Origin of the sequence: Pantoea sp. sgz302252, assembly GCF_042610525.1 — a bacterium.
GTDB lineage: Bacteria > Pseudomonadota > Gammaproteobacteria > Enterobacterales > Enterobacteriaceae > Erwinia.
On record NZ_JBHDVM010000014.1, the window covers coordinates 1 to 20,760 of the forward strand.

The 20,760-nt window shown below is 54.9% G+C and carries 22 protein-coding genes, 1 other RNA gene and 1 pseudogene; 16 read left to right on the forward strand and 8 right to left on the reverse strand.

Annotation, left to right across the window (positions count from 1 at the left end):
- From clpX to ACETPC_RS20040, 6 genes and pseudogenes are all read left to right on the forward strand, one after another.
- Positions 1–207, forward strand: a pseudogene (gene clpX, locus ACETPC_RS20015) (ATP-dependent Clp protease ATP-binding subunit ClpX); the annotation flags it as partial.
- A 187-nt stretch (positions 208–394) separates the two neighbouring features.
- Entirely contained in the window at positions 395–2,749 is a 2,355-nt protein-coding gene (lon, locus tag ACETPC_RS20020) for an endopeptidase La (RefSeq protein ID WP_380184241.1), read from the forward strand.
- 210 nt (positions 2,750–2,959) lie between these two features.
- Positions 2,960–3,232 carry a nucleoid-associated protein HU-beta gene (gene hupB, locus ACETPC_RS20025; protein WP_380184242.1) on the forward strand — a complete coding sequence of 91 codons (273 nt, stop codon included), beginning with the start codon at positions 2,960–2,962 and terminating at the stop codon, positions 3,230–3,232.
- Positions 3,233–3,430: 198 nt separating this feature from the next.
- Complete coding sequence (ppiD, locus tag ACETPC_RS20030; RefSeq protein WP_380184243.1) at positions 3,431–5,302, forward strand: peptidylprolyl isomerase; 1,872 nt, start codon at positions 3,431–3,433, stop codon at positions 5,300–5,302.
- A gap of 139 nt (positions 5,303–5,441) precedes the next feature.
- The gene (locus ACETPC_RS20035; protein ID WP_380184244.1) at positions 5,442–5,786 is read left to right on the forward strand and encodes a helix-hairpin-helix domain-containing protein; all 345 of its coding nucleotides are present in this window, start codon (positions 5,442–5,444) and stop codon (positions 5,784–5,786) included.
- Between the two features lie 168 nt (positions 5,787–5,954).
- Positions 5,955–6,356: an acyl-CoA thioesterase gene (locus tag ACETPC_RS20040; protein ID WP_380184245.1), complete on the forward strand. Its 402-nt coding sequence runs from the start codon at positions 5,955–5,957 to the stop codon at positions 6,354–6,356.
- Positions 6,357–6,411: 55 nt separating this feature from the next.
- Here ACETPC_RS20040 and queC read toward each other — a convergent pair whose 3' ends face one another.
- Positions 6,412–7,107 (reverse strand): 7-cyano-7-deazaguanine synthase QueC, encoded by a 696-nt coding sequence (gene queC, locus ACETPC_RS20045; RefSeq protein WP_380184246.1) that lies wholly within the window; start codon positions 7,105–7,107, stop codon positions 6,412–6,414.
- 45 nt (positions 7,108–7,152) lie between these two features.
- Positions 7,153–8,232 carry a PLP-dependent cysteine synthase family protein gene (locus ACETPC_RS20050; protein ID WP_380184247.1) on the reverse strand — a complete coding sequence of 360 codons (1,080 nt, stop codon included), beginning with the start codon at positions 8,230–8,232 and terminating at the stop codon, positions 7,153–7,155.
- A gap of 115 nt (positions 8,233–8,347) precedes the next feature.
- Between ACETPC_RS20050 and ACETPC_RS20055 the strand changes: the two genes are divergently transcribed.
- The 5 genes from ACETPC_RS20055 (at position 8,348) to amtB (ending at position 14,259) form a co-directional block, all read left to right on the forward strand.
- Positions 8,348–8,806, forward strand: a complete 459-nt coding sequence (locus tag ACETPC_RS20055) for an Lrp/AsnC family transcriptional regulator (RefSeq protein ID WP_380184248.1) — start codon at positions 8,348–8,350, stop codon at positions 8,804–8,806.
- A gap of 33 nt (positions 8,807–8,839) precedes the next feature.
- Positions 8,840–10,615 (forward strand): SmdA family multidrug ABC transporter permease/ATP-binding protein, encoded by a 1,776-nt coding sequence (locus ACETPC_RS20060; RefSeq protein WP_380184249.1) that lies wholly within the window; start codon positions 8,840–8,842, stop codon positions 10,613–10,615.
- On the forward strand, positions 10,602–12,362 hold the full coding sequence (locus ACETPC_RS20065; protein ID WP_380184250.1) for a SmdB family multidrug efflux ABC transporter permease/ATP-binding protein: 1,761 nt from the start codon (positions 10,602–10,604) through the stop codon (positions 12,360–12,362). The genes ACETPC_RS20060 and ACETPC_RS20065 overlap by 14 nt, the downstream gene beginning before the upstream one ends.
- Before the next feature lie 236 nt (positions 12,363–12,598).
- Positions 12,599–12,937 carry a P-II family nitrogen regulator gene (glnK, locus tag ACETPC_RS20070; protein WP_007886947.1) on the forward strand — a complete coding sequence of 113 codons (339 nt, stop codon included), beginning with the start codon at positions 12,599–12,601 and terminating at the stop codon, positions 12,935–12,937.
- 35 nt (positions 12,938–12,972) lie between these two features.
- Positions 12,973–14,259 carry an ammonium transporter AmtB gene (amtB, locus tag ACETPC_RS20075; RefSeq protein WP_380184251.1) on the forward strand — a complete coding sequence of 429 codons (1,287 nt, stop codon included), beginning with the start codon at positions 12,973–12,975 and terminating at the stop codon, positions 14,257–14,259.
- A gap of 53 nt (positions 14,260–14,312) precedes the next feature.
- Here amtB and tesB read toward each other — a convergent pair whose 3' ends face one another.
- Positions 14,313–15,173 (reverse strand): acyl-CoA thioesterase II, encoded by an 861-nt coding sequence (gene tesB / locus ACETPC_RS20080; protein ID WP_380184252.1) that lies wholly within the window; start codon positions 15,171–15,173, stop codon positions 14,313–14,315.
- 177 nt (positions 15,174–15,350) lie between these two features.
- Here tesB and ACETPC_RS20085 point away from each other — a divergent pair, with 177 nt between their 5' ends.
- Entirely contained in the window at positions 15,351–15,911 is a 561-nt protein-coding gene (locus ACETPC_RS20085; protein ID WP_380184253.1) for a YbaY family lipoprotein, read from the forward strand.
- A 24-nt stretch (positions 15,912–15,935) separates the two neighbouring features.
- On the opposite strand, the gene ACETPC_RS20090 is transcribed toward ACETPC_RS20085, so the two are convergent.
- Positions 15,936–16,247, reverse strand: coding sequence for an MGMT family protein (locus ACETPC_RS20090; protein WP_380184254.1), 312 nt, complete (start codon positions 16,245–16,247; stop codon positions 15,936–15,938).
- Positions 16,248–16,435: 188 nt separating this feature from the next.
- Here ACETPC_RS20090 and ffs point away from each other — a divergent pair.
- An RNA gene (gene ffs, locus ACETPC_RS20095) (signal recognition particle sRNA small type) lies at positions 16,436–16,532 on the forward strand.
- A gap of 46 nt (positions 16,533–16,578) precedes the next feature.
- Here the strand turns inward: ffs and ACETPC_RS20100 are convergent.
- The 3 genes from ACETPC_RS20100 to ACETPC_RS20110 all read right to left on the reverse strand — a co-directional run bounded on the left by ACETPC_RS20100 (position 16,579) and on the right by ACETPC_RS20110 (position 17,702).
- Positions 16,579–16,797: an HHA domain-containing protein gene (locus tag ACETPC_RS20100; RefSeq protein WP_147195830.1), complete on the reverse strand. Its 219-nt coding sequence runs from the start codon at positions 16,795–16,797 to the stop codon at positions 16,579–16,581.
- Positions 16,798–16,825: 28 nt separating this feature from the next.
- Positions 16,826–17,206, reverse strand: coding sequence for an Hha toxicity modulator TomB (gene tomB, locus ACETPC_RS20105; protein ID WP_380184255.1), 381 nt, complete (start codon positions 17,204–17,206; stop codon positions 16,826–16,828).
- Between the two features lie 142 nt (positions 17,207–17,348).
- A complete protein-coding gene (locus ACETPC_RS20110) occupies positions 17,349–17,702 on the reverse strand; it encodes a hypothetical protein (RefSeq protein WP_380184256.1) in 354 nt (117 codons plus the stop codon).
- Between the two features lie 412 nt (positions 17,703–18,114).
- Here ACETPC_RS20110 and ACETPC_RS20115 point away from each other — a divergent pair, with 412 nt between their 5' ends.
- From ACETPC_RS20115 to ACETPC_RS20125, 3 genes are read left to right on the forward strand one after another with little or no spacing between them, the layout of a single operon-like run.
- Complete coding sequence (locus ACETPC_RS20115) at positions 18,115–18,783, forward strand: metal ABC transporter ATP-binding protein (RefSeq protein ID WP_380184257.1); 669 nt, start codon at positions 18,115–18,117, stop codon at positions 18,781–18,783.
- Positions 18,780–19,652, forward strand: coding sequence for a metal ABC transporter permease (locus ACETPC_RS20120; RefSeq protein WP_380184258.1), 873 nt, complete (start codon positions 18,780–18,782; stop codon positions 19,650–19,652). Before ACETPC_RS20115 ends, ACETPC_RS20120 begins: the two co-directional genes overlap by 4 nt.
- Positions 19,649–20,527, forward strand: coding sequence for a metal ABC transporter substrate-binding protein (locus ACETPC_RS20125; protein ID WP_380184259.1), 879 nt, complete (start codon positions 19,649–19,651; stop codon positions 20,525–20,527). Before ACETPC_RS20120 ends, ACETPC_RS20125 begins: the two co-directional genes overlap by 4 nt.
- 89 nt (positions 20,528–20,616) lie before the next feature.
- On the opposite strand, the gene ykgO is transcribed toward ACETPC_RS20125, so the two are convergent.
- Positions 20,617–20,757 carry a type B 50S ribosomal protein L36 gene (ykgO, locus tag ACETPC_RS20130; protein WP_380184260.1) on the reverse strand — a complete coding sequence of 47 codons (141 nt, stop codon included), beginning with the start codon at positions 20,755–20,757 and terminating at the stop codon, positions 20,617–20,619.
- Positions 20,758–20,760: the final 3 nt, after the last annotated feature.

Sequence of the window (20,760 nt, forward strand, 5' to 3'; positions counted from 1 at the left end):
GCGATAGCGGGCAAGGCGATGTCGCGTAAAACCGGCGCGCGCGGTCTGCGCTCCATCGTGGAAGGCGCGCTGCTGGAGACGATGTACGATCTGCCATCAATGGAAGCCGTAGAGAAAGTGGTGATCGATGAGTCGGTAATCGCAGGTGAATCAGCGCCGATGCTGATTTACGGCAAGAACGATGCGCAGCAGGCTTCTGGCGAATAAATAACCAAATCATTCCAACCGGTTACCGTAAAATGGGGGAAATTTTCCCCCATTTACTTTTCTCGCGCACATAACGTTGAATGTCCTGCATTCATCCCCATATACTCAACTACCTGTGGGTAAAACTGCATGCCTGACGAATGCGGTTCCCCTCACCCTGGCGGAAATTAAACTAAGAGAGAGCTCTATGAATCCTGAGCGTTCTGAACGCATTGAAATCCCTGTGTTGCCGTTGCGTGACGTAGTGGTTTATCCGCACATGGTAATTCCGTTGTTTGTAGGCCGTGAAAAATCGATTCGCTGCCTTGAAGCCGCCATGGATCATGACAAAAAGATCATGCTGGTCGCGCAAAAAGAGGCTTCAACGGATGAACCTGGCATTAACGATCTCTTCTCTGTAGGGACCGTAGCATCGATTTTACAGATGCTGAAACTGCCCGACGGCACGGTAAAAGTGCTGGTCGAAGGGCTGCAGCGCGCGCATATCACCACGCTCGCCGACAATGGCGATCATTTTACCGCCCAGGCGGAGTATCTGGTTTCGCCTGAGATCGACGAACGCGAGCAGGAAGTTCTGGTCCGCACGGCGATCAATCAGTTTGAAGGCTATATCAAACTGAACAAAAAAATTCCGCCGGAAGTGCTGACCTCGCTGAACAGCATTGAAGATGCGGCGCGCCTCGCGGATACCGTAGCGGCCCATATGCCGTTGAAGCTGGCCGACAAACAGTCCGTGCTGGAGATGTCCGACGTTAACGAGCGTCTGGAATATCTGATGGCGATGATGGAGTCGGAAATCGATCTGCTGCAGGTAGAAAAACGCATCCGTAACCGCGTGAAAAAGCAGATGGAAAAAAGCCAGCGCGAGTACTATCTGAACGAGCAGATGAAGGCGATTCAGAAAGAGCTGGGCGAAATGGACGATGCGCCGGACGAAAACGAAGCCTTAAAGCGTAAAATCGACGCGGCGAAAATGCCGAAAGAGGCGCGCGAAAAAACCGAAGCCGAGCTGCAAAAGCTGAAGATGATGTCACCGATGTCGGCAGAGGCTACGGTAGTGCGTGGCTACATCGACTGGATGGTACAGGTGCCGTGGAACGCGCGCAGCAAGGTCAAAAAAGATCTGGTTAAGGCGCAGGAAACGCTGGATACGGATCACTTCGGCCTGGAGCGCGTGAAAGACCGTATTCTGGAATATTTAGCAGTGCAGAGCCGCGTCAGCAAAATCAAAGGGCCGATCCTGTGCCTGGTAGGGCCGCCGGGCGTGGGTAAAACCTCGCTGGGGCAGTCCATTGCTAAAGCGACCGGCCGTAAATATGTGCGTATGGCGCTGGGTGGCGTGCGTGATGAAGCGGAAATCCGTGGCCATCGCCGTACCTATATCGGTTCTATGCCGGGCAAGCTGATCCAGAAAATGGCTAAGGTCGGCGTGAAAAACCCGCTGTTCCTGCTGGATGAAATCGACAAAATGTCTTCGGATATGCGCGGCGATCCGGCTTCGGCGCTGCTGGAAGTGCTGGATCCGGAGCAGAACATCGCGTTTAACGATCACTATCTGGAAGTGGATTACGATCTCTCCGATGTGATGTTCGTGGCGACGTCTAACTCCATGAATATCCCGGCACCGTTGCTGGATCGTATGGAAGTGATCCGCCTGTCGGGCTATACCGAAGACGAAAAGCTCAATATCGCTAAACAGCATCTGCTGCCAAAGCAAATTGAACGCAATGCGCTAAAAGCCAGCGAGCTGACCGTAGACGACAGCGCCATCGTCGGCATCATTCGCTACTACACCCGTGAAGCGGGCGTGCGTAGCCTTGAGCGCGAGCTGTCGAAACTGTGCCGTAAAGCGGTTAAAACGCTGCTGATGGATAAAACCGTTAGCCATATCGAAATCAACGCGGAAAACCTGAAGGATTTCCTGGGCGTGCAGCGTTTCGACTATGGCCGTGCCGACAGCGAAAACCGCGTAGGCCAGGTAACAGGTCTGGCGTGGACGGAAGTGGGCGGCGATCTGCTGACCATCGAAACCGCCTGCGTGCCGGGTAAAGGCAAGCTGACCTACACCGGCTCGCTCGGCGAAGTCATGCAGGAGTCAATCCAGGCAGCGCTGACCGTGGTGCGCGCGCGTGCAGAGAAGTTAGGCATCAATGGCGACTTCTACGAAAAACGCGACATTCACGTTCACGTGCCAGAAGGCGCGACGCCGAAGGATGGCCCGAGCGCCGGTATCGCTATGTGTACAGCGCTGGTTTCCTGCTTGACCGGCAACCCGGTACGTGCCGATGTGGCGATGACCGGCGAAATCACGCTGCGCGGCCAGGTTCTGCCTATCGGCGGCCTGAAAGAAAAACTGCTGGCGGCGCATCGCGGCGGCATCAAAACCGTGCTGATCCCGGACGAGAACAAACGTGACCTGGAAGAGATCCCGGATAACGTTATCGCCGATCTGGAGATTCATCCGGTTAAGCGCATCGAAGAAGTGCTGACGCTGGCGCTGCAAAATGCCCCTTACGGCATGCAGGTCGCCACCGCGAAATAGTGATATAAGACAAAAACACCCTAAATGCAGAGCTGGCAAACCAATTCGGACTTGCCAGCTTTTTTTTGTGCCGTTAATTTAGGGGGCTGTTAAGCCGGTGAAGGTCTGAACAGGCCCGCTTTTACGACTCGACAAAAATGATAATCAACGCGCGTTCGTAGCCGGGAAGCCCGTTTGCGAAGTGAAAATACTTAAAGAGGGGATGATTAAGTGAATAAATCACAGTTGATCGACAACATCGCTGCCAGTGCGGATATCTCTAAAGCAGCAGCTGGACGTGTATTGGATGCCTTCATGGAAGCCGTCACCGACTCGCTTAAGGCGGGCGATGAAGTGGCGCTGGTTGGCTTCGGCACTTTTTCCGTGCGCGAGCGCGCCGAGCGTACCGGGCGCAACCCGCAAACCGGGAAAGAAATCACTATTCCTGCGGGCAAAGTGCCGGGCTTCCGTGCCGGTAAGGCGCTGAAAGACGCGGTTAATTAACCTCAGGCAGCAATTTCTTCGGTGGAATGAGGACTGTCCTGACGTTCTCATGTACCATACGGGGCACATCACACAATGATGTGCCTTTTTTGTTTCAACGGTCGCGAGAGCCTGATACGCAGCGGCGTAGCGATCCCCGGTATCCGGGGAGCAAACGCAAGGGTTTACATTCATAACACAGCGGAGTGTTGTCACACCATGATGGACAATTTACGCGCGGCGTCGAACCATGTCGTGCTCAAAATTTTACTGGGTCTGATCATCCTCTCTTTTGTTCTGACCGGGGTGGGCAACTACCTGATCGGCGGCAACGGGGATTATGCAGCTAAGGTCAACGGCCAGGAAATCAGCCGGGCGCAGCTTGAAAGAGCCTTCAGCAACGAGCGTTCGCGTCAGCAGGAGATGCTGGGCGAGCAGTTTTCTCAGCTGGCCGGCAACCCTGCTTACCTGCAACAGATCCGTCAGCAGGCGCTGTCGCAGCTGGTGGACGAAGCGCTGCTGGATCAGTATGCGAAAGATCTGCATTTGGCGATTAGTGACGATCAAATTAAACAGGCGATCTTTAACCAGCCGGCATTTCAGAACAATGGCAAGTTTGATAACGCTCGCTACCTGGCGATTATCAACCAGATGGGCCTGACCGCCGACCAGTATGCCCAGGCACTGCGCAAGCAGTTGACCACCCAGCAGCTGATCGCGGCGGTAACCGGCACCGACTTTATGCTGCCGGGCGAGACCGATGCGCTGGCTGCGCTGGTTTCTCAGGAGCGTCTGGTGCGCGAGGCAACCATCGACGTAGCGGCGCTGGCAGCAAAACAGACCGTCAGCCCGGAAGAAGTGAAAAACTACTACGAGCAGAACAAAAACAGCTTTATGGCACCGGAGCAGTTCCGCGTGAGCTATATCAAGCTGGATGCGGCCTCGCTGCAGAAAGACCCCAGCGAGAGCGATATCCAGAACTGGTATAACGGCCATCAGCAGGATTATACCCAGCCGCAGCGCAGCCGTTTCAGCGTTATCCAGACTAAAACCGCCGCCGACGCACAGGCGGTGCTGGACGCGCTGAAAAAAGGCGAGGATTTCGCCAGTCTGGCAAAAGCGAAATCAATCGATCCTATCTCTGCCCGTAAAGGCGGCGATATGGGCTGGCTGGAGCCGGACACCACGCCGGACGAGCTGAAAGGCGCTAACCTGACGCAGAAAGGCCAGCTGTCTGGCGTGATTAAATCTTCCGTTGGCTTTATCGTCGCCCGTCTTGACGACGTGCAGCCGCAGCAGATCAAACCGCTGGCGGCCGTACATGACGAAATCGCCGCTAAGGTGAAACGTGAAACGGCTATCGACGCCTTCTTTAAACTGCAGCAGAAAGTCAGCGAGGCGGCCAGCAACGATAACGAGTCGCTGCAGAGCGCAGAAGAAGCGGCAGGCGTCAAAGCGGTGGAAACAGAGTGGTTCAGCCACGACAACCCGCCAGCCGAACTGAATTTCAAAGCGGTAGAGCAGGCGATCTTCAACGGCAACTTGGAAGGCGATAACGGCGCGCCGGGCAGCAATTCTGACATCATCACGGTCGATGGCGATCGCGCCTTTGTGCTGCGCATTTCTGCGCATAAACCGGAAGCGGTTAAACCGCTAACCGAAGTCAATGCAGAAATCGTTGCCACGCTGAAAAACCAGAAAGCGCAGGCGCAGGCTAAAGCGCAGGCAGAAAAACTGCTGGCGGATCTGAACGCAGGCAAGGGCGAAGACGCCATGAAGGCGGCTAACCTGAGCTTTGGCGAACAGAAAACGCTGACGCGCAGCGGCCAGGATGCGGTAACGCAGTCCGCCTTTACGCTGGCGCTGCCGGAAAAAGCTAAGCCGGTTTACGGTATCAGCGAAGACAGCAAAGGCAATGTCGTGCTGCTGGCGCTGGATCAGGTGCGCAGCGGCACTATGCCGGAAGCGCAGAAAAAAGCCATGGTGCAGGGCATTACGCAGAACAACGCGCAAATCGCCTTTGAAGCACTGCTGAGCAACCTGCGTAAAGAAGGCAAAATCAAGTACGGCGCAGCCGCGCAGGCGCAATAAGCCTCGCAAAATTTTTGCAACTTAATGCAAATTCAAAGGCCGCTTATGCGGCCTTTTCCATTTCTGTCATCTGCCGTTTGTGGCGATCTTTCAGGGGGCGTAGTCTGGCGTTGCTGTCAAACACATGGAGGAAAACAGCATGCAAAATAAATTAAGGGCTTTAGGTTTTACCTTGCTGCTTGGTATGGCTTCGCCACTGTACGCCGGCCCAGCTATCGATAATGTCAGCGCCGCGCAATCCGGCACGCGTCCGTCAGTGGAGCAAACTGCGCCACAGGCTGAACAGGGCGGGCAGGTCAGCATCAACAGCGCTACGGCAGAGGAGCTAAGCGCTGCGATGAACGGCGTCGGGCAAAAAAAAGCGCAGGCCATTGTCGGCTATCGTGAACAATATGGTCCATTTACACAGGTTGAACAGCTGAAAGAGGTTCCCGGCATCGGCAACGCGCTGGTCGAAAGAAACCTGACAAGGCTGAAACTGTGACTGCTCTCGCGACTCACCTTTGCGGCCTCGCAGAATAGCGTGGCAGCCTGCTACGCTGACAGAGGTCATACCAGCAGGTGCTGCTGCGCGATTCCCTGAACGCAGCTGCGTCTGGCCGGTTACTCAGGGCCACTTCTGCCGGAGTGGCCTTTTTCGCAGAGGGCAACTATGCAAATCAGCATCAAGGTTCGCGGCTATCATCTGGATGTTTATCAGCACGTCAATAACGCCCGCTATCTGGAGTTTCTGGAGGAGGCGCGCTGGGCCTGGTTAGAAAAACTCGACGCCCTGCGCTGGCTGCATGAAAACCAGCTGGCTTTTATCGTGGTGAATATCAATATCAACTATCGCCGCCCGGCGCTGCTGGGCGACGAGCTGCTCATCAGTAGCCAACTCTCGCGGCTGGGCGAAAAAAGCGGCGTGATTAGCCAGGCCATTACGCTGGCCCCGGGCGGCGAAGCGGTAGCCGATGCGGCGCTAACCTTTGTCTGCATCGACCTGCGCACGCAAAAGGCGCAGCCGCTAACGAGAGAGCTTAAGCAGCGGCTGGAAGCGTTGCTGTCGGCATAAACGCGTAGCGGCTGGGGCAGGGCGAAGGGGATAAATCAATGCCAGCCGGGGCGATTTAGCGCAGACCTGTTTTGCGCTGCATCTCCTGCATAACCGTGGCGCTATTTATTTGATAGTCGCGCAGGCCGTTAGCACGCAGATGGCAGGCGGCGCACTCGCCGCAGCCGTCGCCCTTGATGCCGTTATAGCAGGTAAGGGTTTCATTGCGCACCAGCGCCAGCTGCTGCCAGTAGTCCGCCAGCGCCCAGGTTTCCGCTTTGTTCAGCCACATCAGCGGCGTCTCAAAACGTACCGGGCGCGCCATGCCCAGCTCTACCGCATGATTCAGCGCCCTGACGAACTCATCACGGCAGTCAGGATAGCCAGAGAAGTCGGTTTCGCACACGCCGGTAATCACGGCTTCGGCTTCGACCTGATACGCGTAAATCGAGGCCAGCGTCAAAAACAAAATATTGCGCCCTGGCACAAAGGTGCTTGGCAGGCCGCTGGCTTCGGGGTCGTAAGCGGGCACCGGGATGCTGTCGCGGGTCAGGCTGCTGACGGCCAGTTCGTTAAGCAGCGTAACGTCCAGCACCTTATGCGCCCGCGCGCCCAGCGACTGCGCCAGCTCGCGGGCAATGTCTATCTCCGCGCGGTGCCGCTGGCCATAATCAAAGGTCAGGCAGTGCACCTCGTCATACTGCTGCAATGCCTGAATCAGACAGGTTGTGGAATCCTGTCCGCCGCTGAAAACCACTACTGCACGTTTCATACTTTCTACCTCATTAATCTGTTGGGCGTTATGGTACTGCCTGCGTCAGCAGAAAGGTAGTGCGTGGTTTGCCGTGGCCGCCAGCAGAATATCGCTCTCTACAGGCAGTTGCTGTTGCCAGGGGCGCAGATCGCCAATATGTTCAGCCACCCAGTCTGGGTGATAATAAGTATCCTGATAGCGCTCGCCACTGTCGCACAGCAGCGTGACGATAGCGCCGCCGCGCCGAGCTTGCGCCATGCCTTTCGCTACCTGCAAAGCACCCCAAACGTTAGTGCCGGTGGAAGGGCCAACCTTTCGCCCAAGCTTTTGCGTAAGCCAGTGCATAGCAGCGATGCTGGCGCCGTCCGGCACTTTAATCATCTCGTCCACCACGTCAGGAATAAATGAAGGCGCCACGCAGGGGCGGCCAATGCCTTCGATTTTACTGCCGCAATCGCTACGCAGATTGCAATCTCTGCGCTGCCAGTAATCGAAAAAAACCGAATTTTCCGGATCCACTACCAGCAGCCGGGAAGTATGGCCCTGATAGCGTAAATAGCGGCCAATAGTGGTTGCGGTATTGCCCGTCCCCGCGCCTGCTACAATAGCCGTGGGCACAGGAAAGGGCGTCCGCGCCAGCTGTTGGAAAAGGCTGGCGGCAATATTTTCTTTACGCCAGTCCGTAGCACGCTCGGCAAAGGTAAACTGATCCATGAAATGGCCATTGAGTTTTTTCGCCAGCCGGGCCGCTTCGGCAGCGAGTTCGCCTGCATGCTTTACAAAATGGCACTCGCCGCCCAGCAGCCGGATCTGTTTAATTTTCGCTTTGGCCGTGCTTTCGGGCATAACGGCAAAAAAAGGCAGCCCCAGCAGCCGCGCGAACCAGGCTTCGGAAATGGCAGTGCTGCCGGAAGAGGCTTCGATCACCGGCGTTCCCTGCTTTATCCAGCCGTTGCACAAGGCATACAGGAACAGCGAGCGGGCCAGGCGATGTTTCAAACTGCCGCTTGGCTGCGCGCTTTCATCTTTCAGGTAAAGCCACAGGCTGGATGTTAACGGCAGGCTAATCAGTGGCGTTTCAACCTGGCGGCGCTGTTCATCATAAAGTTTGGCAATAGCTGTAGCTATCCATGGATCGGACATCTGTTTTTCTCCGCTTATCAACGGAATGCAGCATAAGGCATTAACGGGAAAAATTTTTTACCTTATTCCCTGTAAAATCGCCGGTTAAGAGAAAATTATTCTCCGGAGAGCGGTTATGACAGATAAAACAGACCGTAAGCTGCTGGCGCTGCTGCAACAGGATTGTACAATATCGCTGCAGGCGCTGGCGGATGCCGTACATTTAACCACCACGCCATGCTGGAAACGCTTGAAAAGGCTGGAAGAGGAAGGCTATATTCGCGGCCGTGTAGCGCTGCTGGATGCGGACAAGCTGGGGCTGCCGCTGACCGCTTTTATGCTGCTCAAAACCCAGCAGCACAGCAGCAGCTGGTATCAGCAGTTTGTGCTGGTAGTGCAGTCGATGCCGGAAGTCATGGGCTGCTACCGAATGACCGGCGAATATGACTATCTTCTGCGCATCCGCGTCGCGGATATGAAAAGCTACGACGCCTTTTATAAGCGCCTGGTCAATGCAGTACCGGGCATGCTGGATGTGACCTCAAGTTTCGCAATGGAAGAGATAAAATACACCACGGCGCTGCCGCTGACCTAAAGCGCTCGCCCAAACCTGACCGGGACGTTTATTGTGCGACTTTTCAGCCAATTAAGCTGGTACTTTTTGCGTGAATGGCGCCGTTATCTCGGCGCCGTTTTGCTGCTGATCGCAATTGCGCTGCTGCAGCTGCTGCCGCCTAAAATCGTTGGCGTGATTGTAGACGGCATTTCTCATCAGCAAATGAGCGCCTCGCGACTGCTGATGTGGGTTGGCGTAATGCTGCTTACGGCCGTGGTGGTTTATCTGCTGCGCTATGTGTGGCGCGTGCTGCTTTTCGGCGCTTCCTATCAGCTGGCCGTTGAGCTACGTCAGGATTTCTACCGGCAGCTCAGCCGCCAGCACCCTGAATTTTATCTGCGCCACCGTACTGGCGATCTGATTGCCCGCGCCACCAACGATGTCGATCGCGTAGTTTTCGCTGCGGGCGAAGGCGTGCTGACGCTGGTCGACTCGCTGGTCATGGGGCTGGCGGTGCTGGCGGTAATGAGCACCCAGATCAGCTGGCAGCTAACCCTGCTGGCGCTACTGCCGATGCCGGTTATGGCGATAGTGATTAAACGCTACGGCGACCAACTGCATCAGCGGTTTAAACACGCCCAGGCAGCGTTTTCCTCGCTGAACGACAGAACGCAGGAGAGCCTGACCAGCATCCGCATGATCAAAGCTTTCGGCCTGGAAGACAACCAGTCGGCTCAGTTTGCCGATATCGCCCGCGATACCGGACAAAAAAATCTGCGGGTAGCCCGTATCGATGCCCGCTTCGATCCCACTATTTATATCGCCATCGGCCTGTCGAACCTGCTGGCGATTGGCGGTGGCAGCTGGCTGGTCTGGCACGGCGCCATGACGCTGGGACAGCTCACCAGCTTTGTGATGTATCTGGGCCTGATGATCTGGCCAATGCTGGCGCTGGCCTGGATGTTTAATATCGTCGAGCGGGGCAGCGCAGCCTGGAGCCGTATTCGTGCGCTGCTGTCAGAAGCACCGGCCGTAGCAGACGGCAGCAAAACGCTGCCGGAAGAGCGCGGCCAGCTGCAAATCGCCATTCGCGAGTTCTGCTATCCCGGCGCGCAGCAGCCATCGCTGCGGCACGTCAATGTTAACCTGAAACCCGGCCAGATGCTGGGGTTGTGCGGCCCTACCGGGTCCGGAAAAAGCACGCTGCTGAGTCTGATCCAGCGGCACTTTGATATCGCACAGGGCGATATTCGCTATCATGGTATTCCGCTAACGCAGCTGCGGCTGGATAGCTGGCGTAGCCGCATGGCGGTAGTCAGCCAGACGCCGTTTCTGTTCTCCGATACCGTAGCCAACAATATTGCGCTGGGAAGGCCAACGGCGCAGCAGAGCGATATTGAGCGGGCTGCAAGGCTGGCTAACGTGCATGAAGATATTCTGCGGCTGCCGCAGGGCTATGAAACCGAGGTTGGCGAACGCGGCGTAATGCTCTCAGGCGGCCAGAAGCAGCGTATCTCCATCGCCAGAGCGCTGCTGCTGAACGCGGAGATCCTGATTCTGGACGATGCGCTGTCGGCAGTCGATGGCCGAACTGAACATCAAATCCTGCACAACCTGAGAAAATGGGGCGCAGGAAGAACCATCATTATCAGCGCGCATCGCCTGTCGGCGCTGACCGAAGCCAGCGAAATCCTGGTAATGCAGCAGGGCACCGTAGCGCAGCGCGGGCAGCACGAGCAGCTGGCGGCGCAAAGCGGCTGGTATCAGGATATGTACCGTTATCAGCAGCTGGAAGCGGCGCTTAACGAGGATGAAATAGCGAAAGGGGTGCCGCATGGCAAATCTTAACCAGCTTTGGCCGACGCTGAAGCGGCTGCTGAGCTATGGCTCGCCGTGGCGGAAATCTCTTGGCCTGGCCATAGCGCTGCTGTGGGTAGCGGCGGCGGCAGAAGTGCTGGGCCCGGTGCTGGTCAGCTATTTTATTGACAATATGGTAGCGAAGCACCACATGCCGCTCGGCCTGGCGGCCGGTCTGGCTTTTAGCTTTATTCTGCTGCAGGTATTGGCCGCCGCGCTGCATTACTGGCAGGCGCTGCTGTTCAACGAGGCGGCGGTAGGCGTGGTGCAGCGGCTGCGCACGGATGTAATGGACGCCGCGCTACGCCAGCCGCTCAGCGCTTTTGATACGCAGCCCGTCGGGCAAATTATTTCACGCATCACTAACGATACGGAAGTAGTGCGCGATCTCTATGTCACCGTAGTAGCAACGGTGCTGCGCAGCGCTGCGCTAATCGGCGCCATGCTGGTGGCAATGTTCAGCCTTGACTGGCGGATGGCGCTGGTGGCGATAATGATTTTTCCGGCGGTGCTGGCAGTAATGCTGATCTATCAGCGCTACAGCACGCCTATAGTACGGCGGGTGCGCAGCTACCTGGCCGATATCAATAACGGCTTTAACGAAGTCATTAGCGGCATGAGCGTTATTCAGCAGTTTCGCCAGCAGGCGCGCTTCGGCGAGCGGATGAGCGAGGCCAGCCGTTCGCACTATCTGGCGCGAATGGAAACGCTGCGGCTGGATGGTTTTCTGCTCAGGCCGCTGCTGAGTCTGTTCTCCGCGATGATCCTGTGCGGGCTGATGCTGCTGTTCGGCTTTTCCGCCAGCGGCAGTTTCGAAGTTGGTGTCCTTTATGCTTTTATCAGCTATCTGGGCAGGCTGAACGAGCCCCTGATTGAGCTGACCACGCAACAGTCAATGCTGCAACAGGCGGTGGTAGCGGGCGAGCGTATTTTTGAACTCATGGATGCGCCTCGTCAGCATTATGGCGAGCACAACCAGCCGCTGACTTCCGGACGGATCGAAATAGAAAATCTCAGTTTCGCCTACCGCGATGACCGCAACGTGCTTAGCGATATCAACCTTAGCGTGCCCTCGCGCAGCTTTGTGGCGCTGGTGGGCCATACCGGCAGCGGCAAAAGCACGCTGGCTAACCTGCTGATGGGCTATTACCCAATAAGACAGGGCGAAATCAGGCTGGATGGCAGACCGCTGACTGAACTGAGCCACGGCGTACTTAGGCAGGGCGTGGCGATGGTACAACAGGATCCGGTAGTGCTGGCCGATACTTTTTACGCTAACGTCGCGCTGGGCCGTACCATAAGCGAGGAGGCGGTCTGGCAGGCGCTGGAGAAAGTACAGCTGGCCGGGCTGGCGCGTTCGCTTTCCGAAGGGCTCTACACGCGGCTCGGCGAGCAGGGGAATAATCTTTCCGTAGGCCAAAAACAGCTGCTGGCGATGGCGCGGGTGCTGGTTGCCTCGCCGCAGATCCTGATTCTGGATGAGGCGACGGCTAATATTGACTCCGGTACCGAGCAGGCGATTCAAAAAGCACTGCGGGCGATCCGCCAGCAGACCACGCTAATCGTTATCGCCCATCGGCTTTCAACTATCACCGAGGCCGATACCATCCTGGTGCTGCATCGTGGCCGCGTAGTCGAGCAAGGTACTCATCAGCAGCTGCTGGCAAAGCAGGGCCGCTACGGACAGATGTATCAGCTCCAGCTGGCTGGCGAAGAATTAGCAGAAGCGGAGCGCTAGCCGTCTCGCTGCACTATAAGCAGGCGGCTCTGGGTTTAAAACAGGCTGAATGCACATTTCCGAAGCACAACGCACCTTAATGGTGCGTTTTCTTTTTCTCTCCAGACTTAAAGCCGCTGCGGACAGGCTTATTTGCCATAGCCCCTTCTCAAAAAGCCCATTTCTGATTTATGGCACAGCCTTTGCTTTAGTGATTACGGGGCGGAAAAACCGTTGTCTTAACTGGAGGGGATCGTATGAAGCTGGTTACCGTGGTAATCAAACCGTTTAAATTAGAGGACGTGCGTGAGGCGCTCTCTTCCATTGGCATTCAGGGGCTAACCGTAACCGAGGTAAAAGGGTTTGGTCGCCAGAAAGGGCATGCCGAACTCTATCGCGGCGCTGAATACAGCGTGAACTTCCTGCCGAAAGTCAAAATCGATATCGCTATTGCCGACGATCAGCTGGATGAAGTGGTCGACGTCATCAGCAAGGCCGCCTATACCGGAAAAATTGGCGACGGCAAAATTTTTGTCGCCGAACTCCAGCGGGTTATCCGTATTCGCACTGGCGAAACGGACGAAGCCGCACTCTGATCTCGGGGCTAAGAATTGTTAGGGGATGGGAAAAAATGAAAAAAATGAATAAATTCGGCCTCGCCAGCCTTTGCCTGCTGCCGTCGCTTGCGCTGGCAGCGCCGCCAGCCGTGGCGGACAAGGCGGACAACGCCTTTATGATGATTTGCACCGCGCTGGTGCTATTTATGACACTACCCGGCATTGCTCTTTTCTACGGCGGCCTGATCCGCGCCAAAAACGTGCTTTCCATGTTAACCCAGGTCTCCGTAACCTTTGCGATGGTCTGCGTGATCTGGATGCTCTACGGCTATTCGCTGGCGTTCAGCTCTGGCAACGCCTTCTTCGGCGACTTCAGCATGGCGATGCTGAAAAATATTCAGCTAACGGCGCTGGTAGGGACTTTCTATCAGTATATTCACGTTTCGTTCCAGGCCTCTTTCGCCTGTATCACCGTAGGCCTGATCGTAGGCGCGCTGGCCGAACGTATTCGTTTCTCTGCGGTGCTGATTTTCGTCGCTATCTGGGTCACTTTCTCCTATTTGCCCATCGCGCATATGGTCTGGTCAGGCGGCCTGCTGGCGCAGGACGGCGCGCTGGATTTCGCCGGTGGTACCGTAGTACATATCAATGCGGCGGTAGCGGGGCTGGTGGGCGCTTACCTGGTAGGCAAACGCGCTGGTTTCGGCAAAGAGGCGTTCAAGCCTCACAACCTGCCGATGGTCTTTACCGGCACAGCTATTCTCTATGTCGGCTGGTTTGGCTTTAACGCCGGTTCAGCCAGCGCGGCTAACGAAATTGCGGCGTTAGCTTTCCTGAACACCGTAATGGCGACCGCTGGCGCGATGCTGAGCTGGACATTCGGCGAATGGGCGCTGCGCGGCAAGCCTTCATTGCTGGGCGTCTGTTCCGGCGCTATCGCTGGCCTGGTAGCGATTACGCCAGCCTGTGGTTATGTGGGCGTCGGTGGAGCACTGGTTATCGGCCTGATTGGCGGCCTGGCGGGATTATGGGGCGTTACAGTACTGAAAAAATGGCTGCGCGTGGACGATCCCTGTGATGTGTTCGGCGTGCACGGCGTTTGCGGTATCGTTGGCTGTATCCTGACCGGCGTCTTTGCCTCTTCTTCGCTGGGCGGCGTCGGCTACGCTTCCGGCGTCACCATGGGCCACCAGGTTTGGGTACAGCTCTACAGCGTAGGCGTAACGGTGATCTGGACGGGCGTGGTTGCCTTTATCGGCTTTAAGGTAGCGGATATGACGGTTGGCCTGCGCGTACCGGAAGATCATGAGCGCGAAGGGCTGGACGTCAACAGCCACGGCGAAAACGCTTACAACCAGTAACGGCCTTTCTGACTATAAAACGAGCCCCGCTTTGCGGGGCTTTTTTAATGGCGCTACTGGCGCTGGCGCATAACGCCTTCCTGCACCGTTGAAGCCACCAGCACGCCCTCCTGAGTAAAAAACTCGCCGCGAACAAAACCCCTGGCGCCGGAAGCCGAGGTGCTCTCTACGCTGTACAGCAGCCACTGATTTAGATCAAATGAGCGGTGAAACCACATTGAGTGATCGATGGTTGCTACCTGCATACCGGGTTCCAGAAAACCCTTACCGTGCGGCTGAAGCGCGACCGGCAGGAAGTTAAAGTCTGAAGCGTAGCCCAGAAGATATTGATGAATGCGCCTGTCTTCCGGCATTGGCCCGTTAGCCCGTAGCCAGACATGGCGTACCGGCTCATCGACATGGCCTTTCAGGGGGTTGTGAAACTTAACCGGACGAATTTCAAACGGCTTTTCAGACAGGAATTTTTCACGCACTTTTTCCGGAATAAAATGAGAAAACTGTTTTGCTATTTCATTTTCCGTAGGCAGTTCGTCCGGGCCGACCACATCCGGCATCGGCTTTTGATGCTCAAAACCCGTTTCCGGAGCCTGAAAAGAAGCGGTCATATAAAAAATCGGCTGGCCATTCTGGATAGCGCTTACCCGGCGCGCGCTGAAGCTATTGCCATCGCGCAGGGTTTCCACATCGTAAATGATCGCTTTCTGGCTGTCGCCGGGCCGCAAAAAGTAACTGTGAAAAGAGTGAATAATGCGTGCGGCAGGCACCGTTTGCTTAGCGGCGTAAAGCGCCTGGCCGACAACCTGGCCGCCAAAAACCTGGCGCAGCCCAAGATCTTCGCTCTGGCCACGGAATAGCCCTTCTTCCAGCTTTTCCAGATTTAATAAATTCAACAATTCTTGCAGTGCCTGGCTCATGGCGAGCTCCTTAATAGTCGATTCCCTTTCAGTTTGCGAAACCGAACCCGCAGCCGTCAACGGCAAAGCGAAATATTCCCCGCAGGCGAAAAACACTAACCTGTGCCAGAATTAAGGCTTACGAAGCAAACATTAATGCTTCTTACCCTCCGCATTGATCATAAGGAGAATAAATCAATGAAACTTTGGCCTGTATTGACCGGCGCTGCCCTGGCGGTCGCGCTTTCCGGATGTGCTGATAAAAGTGGAAATGTTCCTACGCCCACGCTGGCTTCTAAAGTTGCGGGAGAGGCAAATACGCTGCGCCAGCCACACGTTAGCGGCACTATTACGCTTCCGGCCAACGTGCGGCTGCCGCCGGATGCTTCATTAACCGTTATGCTTTCTGACGCTTCACTCTCTGACGCGCCGGCTAAAGTCATTTCGCAGCGCGTGGTGTTGACTGACGGCAAGCAGGCGCCGTTCAAATTTATTCTGCCGTTCAATCCTGCGGATATCCAGCCAAACGCAAGGATCCTGCTGAGCGCGGCAGTGATCGTCGATCGTAACGTGGTGCTGATTGCCGATTCAATCAAACCCGTGATTAACAACGGCGGCACCAAAGACCAGACGCTAAACCTGAAAGCGGTTCCGGCTAAAGCGTTGCCGACGGCGCCTGGCGCTGCAACGGCGGTACCTTCAACTTCGCCGACGCAGGTAACGCCAGCTACTACCGTTCCTGCACCAACCTCCCTGTAATTTCTCCGCCCCGCAAGGGGCGGTTTAACCCTGCCAGCGATAGCGCTCCAGCGCAACTTTGCCTGCGGGCGTGACCTCTATGCCTTCCGCCAGAAGAGCCTGGCGCTGCCGTTCAAGATCGCTGCCCGTCAGGGAAATTTCTCCCAGGCGGTTAATTACTCTGTGCCAGGGAAGTTTCGACCCCGGCGGCAGGCGTTTCAGCACGCCGCCAACCTGACGCGCAGCCCGTGGAGAGCCTGCCAGACGTGCGATATCGCCATAGGTGGTAACGCTGCCATAAGGAATGGCGGCGAGAATTTGCCAGATACGCTGCGGAAAATTTTCTTGCCCGTTCATTTTTGCTCCCTTTGATAAAGCTTAAAGTAAGCGAAAACGTGCCCAGGCTGAAGCAAAGGGCCGAAATTTTGCATAACAGAGCAGGGGTTGTGCAAGAAACCAACGGTTGTCGGGCATGGGGTTGCAATTGCCCAGGGCATCATTGATAATGCCCTCGCTCCATCACATGGAGCCGTCAATGGGGGCCCGGTTGGTTCTCCCGCAACGCTAACTTGTGAACTCGGTCAGGTCCGGAAGGAAGCAGCCGCAGCAGGTAACGCGTGTGCCGGGATGTAGCTGGCAGGGCCCCCACCCAATTCTTGCTGATAACCCTGCCTGTTTTATTCCACTTCTAACGTACAAACTTCCAGACTGCAACCGGTACCTTATCGTAAAGCTTATTCATAGTAAGTTCAGCTAAACGGTGGTCGGCAGCCGAATAAAAAACGGCCAGTTCATTATCGGAGAGTTCGTATTTGTTTTTTTCGATAACGCGTTCGAGCGTGTCAATTGAACGGCATCGTCTTAAACGCATCAGATAATCAGTTTTCGTAAGTAGTTTATCTGTCATTATTAAACCATTGAAAAAATAAAGGTTACTAAAATGAATGGCTTGCCTGTGCGGTGACGACAGCGCATTCCTCTATAAAAACGTTAAACAGCCGTTTCGCTGATTTTTGCCAGCGATGAAGATCCTGCACGTTAATACCGTAATTGCTGAACAGCACAAAGGTATCGTCAAGGTATTCATCAATCTGACTAATCAACTCGGTGTCTTCGATATGCTTGATTTTGTAATTCATGGTAAACCCAGCAATATGCTCAATAAGGTCATTAAGCTGCAAGTTAATTGCTGAAGTGGGATCGTTTACCCAACCGTGGTGGCTGTCGCCTAACGTCGCCAGGCTTTCATCATACAGGTTTTCACACAAAAATTTCAGCTGGGCAATATCATGCCTTTTCGGTGAGTATTCGTCCATCTTTTTCCCCTCCATAGCGAGTGAAAAATGGTTTACCGCTGACGTGCCGTCGGCGATGTGCCAGGAAGCGATATTGGATCTCAGGTGGATCACATATTAAATATAGCCCTATTAAAGATTATCTGTGCCTGATTACTGAAAATTACAATTCTTCAGCGGCTGAAGCGCGTGCTGTTTCAATAAAGTCGAAAACCAGCGCATCGGGCTGCCGCTCAAAATTTACCGACTGGATGGTCGTCTCATCGGCATCAATATCCAGGCAGGCGTTAAAAACGTTCCAGCGGAAACTGTAAGTCATTTTGTAGCCTGAGTGCTCGCCGCGTTCAACAGAAATAATTTTTAAACTTTCGGGAACATATTGCGCATTTTGTGAATACCACAACAGTGAGCCGGTTAGCTCGTCTTCTATTTTGGGAATAATCCGCTGAATAAGTTCAATCATTGCAGATTCGTCATCTTCGTTAATTACTGAAGAGACAGGAATACGTTTGCGCATTTTTTATCCACAGAGTTAATAAAAGCTTATAGAGATAATTGCTGCAAACCGCGAAACAATCAAGGTACCGGAAAAGACAAAAAACTATCTCAATGATTTGTCTGTTAATTATTTTAGTAGAGGATGGCGTTTTCTGCGATAGAAAATTTCAATTAAGTTGAAGAAATTTTATATAACCTTGTCTCGTCTTGTCTATTTTCGTAGAAATAAAAAGATACATTTTTACCACGGCATCCTTAAGCTCAACAGATTATGATATTGTTATGTTATAACGTAATAGATAATAAACTATGGCTTCTTCCCGTTTTCGTTTCCAGACCTCACTCCTGATGCAGTCGGCCGCTCTGCGTTTGCTCTGGGCTGCAAGTGCCGTGGTCATACTGAGCTTGCTGACCGGATGGGCGGTATCCTGATGATTAAACTTGAAAATTTGCGCGTCGGCTACCAGGGGCGCGCCGTTACGCCACCGCTTAACGGTGTTTTCGCCCAGGGGTCAATGACTGCGCTGGTCGGTGCTAACGGCTGTGGCAAATCGACTTTATTAAAAACTATTGTCGGCCTGCTACCGCCGGTTAGCGGCCTGGTAGAACTGGCCCCGCCGCAGCTCAATGTCGGCTGGCTTCCTCAACAAGCGGAGATTGAAAAAAGTTTTCCCATCAGCGTATTCGATCTGGTGGCATTGGGCTGCTGGCGACACTGTGGATGGTTCGGCGCGATTGACCGACAGGGAAGGCAAAAGGTGATGGCGGCGCTGGAGCAGGTCAATATGGCGGAATTTGCCGCGGCCCAGCCCGGTACGCTTTCCGGTGGTCAGCTACAGCGCGTGCTTTTTGCCCGGCTACTGGTCCAGGAAGCTTCGCTGCTATTGCTGGACGAGCCGTTTACCGGCATAGATGCCGAAACTACCAGGCTCTTGTTGACGCTATTGATGGATTTACATCAGAAAGGGCACACCCTGATTGTGGTTCTGCACGATCAGGCGATAGTAGAGCATTATTTTCCGCAAGTTTTACGGCTGGAAGGCGAAAAGGCCGAGTGGTTGCAGACCTTGCCGGTAGTAACCAGGCTGGAGTCGGCATGATCCTGAATCTACTTCATCCTTTTATCGAATTCGGTTTTATGCGGCGCGCGCTGGTAGCCTGCATTGCGCTGTCGCTCAGCGCTACGCCGCTGGGCGTCTTTCTGCTGTTGCGCCGGATGAGCCTGGTTGGCGATGCGCTTTCCCATGCGGTGCTGCCTGGCGCGGCGATTGGTTATTTGATCTCCGGACTGTCACTGGTGGCCATGGGCGTTGGCGGCATCATAGCCGGATTATCGGTAGCTTTGTTGTCAGGTGCAGTCAGCCGTTATACACCACTACGCGAAGATGCCAGCTTCGCCGGATTCTATCTTGGCTCGCTGGCGCTGGGCGTTACCCTGGTTTCGCTGCGGGGTTCCAGCGTCGATCTGCTACACGTACTTTTTGGCTCATTGCTGGCCGTTGATAATCCATCGATTCTGCTGGTCAGCGCTATCTCTTCGTTAACGCTGCTGGCGTTGGCGCTGATCTATCGTCCGTTGGTAATTGATGCTTTCGACCCGACATTTTTACGCGCCCAGAGCCGCTGGGTCGCGCCGCTGGTGCACTCTCTTTTTCTGATTCTGGTCGTGACCAATCTGGTCGCGGGCTTCCAGGTGCTCGGCACTTTAATGTGCGTCGGTCTGATGATGCTGCCGGCTGCGGCTTCGCGTTTCTGGGGTCGTGAACTGCCGGGCACCCTCGCTGCTGCGATGCTGCTGGCGTTAATTGCCAGTTTTGGCGGCCTGAGCGCGTCATTTTATCTGGCGTTGCCCGCCGGGCCTGCCGTAGTGCTCTGCGCCGCGCTGCTGTTTTTTATTTCAATTTTAGTCGGGCCGCGCGGCGGTATTTTGCGCACGCGTCCTTTTACTGTTGGTAAGGAGAAAATATGAAGAAGTTACCTGTTGTGCTGGCTCTGGCGGCAATCTGCGCAACGCCGCTGGCGATGGCTAAGGATCTCAATACAGTCGCCAGCTTTACGGTATTGGCTGATATCGTTAAACAGGTCGGTGGCGATCGTGTTCAGGTAAAAAGCCTGGTCGGGCCAAACGGCGATCCGCACAGTTTCGAGCCTACGCCGCAGGACAGCCAGGCGCTGGCAAAGGCCGATGTGGTGTTTGTCAGCGGCCTCGGTCTGGAAGGCTGGATGGATCGGCTAATCACTGCGTCAGAATATAAAGGCGAAGTCGTGGTCGCTTCTAAAGGAATTTCGACGCGTTCAATGGAGGAAGAGGGGAAAACCATTACCGATCCCCATGCCTGGAACAGCATGAAAAACGGCGAAACTTACGCCAATAACGTCATGAATGCACTGATAGCCGCCGACCCGCAGGATGCTGACTATTTCCGCCAACGCGGCACGGCCTATATTGAGCGGCTACACAAACTGGACGAGTGGGCAGCCGCCGAATTTGCAGCAGTACCGGCAGCGAAACGCAAAGTCCTGACCAGCCATGATGCGTTCGGCTATTTCGGCCAGCGCTACAAGGTTTCGTTTATGTCGCCAGTGGGGTTCTCCACGGAATCGGAGGCCAGCGCGTCTGACGTGGCGGGATTGATTAAGCAACTTAAAAATGAACATATCAGCAGCTACTTTATCGAAAACCAGACCGATCCGCGTTTGGTGAAGCAGATTGCCGATGCAACCGGCGCGAAGTCTGGCGGCGAACTCTATCCCGAGGCGCTGACGGAAAAGGGCGGCGAGGCGGATTCTTACGAGGCGGCTTTCCATCATAACGTGACGGCGATGCTGAACAGCATGAAATAAAAATAAGGCGGGCCGCTTAACGGCCCACCTTAATGAAATATTGCTGTGGCTTCCTTGCCGAACGCGCTTCCCGGCGCAAAACGCTATCCTCAGCGCTTCTTCTTCCTGCCCTGTACGGCTTTAAAACGCGGATTGCTTTTACAAATTACAAATACCCGGCCATGACGGCGGACAATCTTGCAATCCTTATGGCGTTTTCTGGCGGAAGCCAGCGAGTTTAATACCTGCATGAG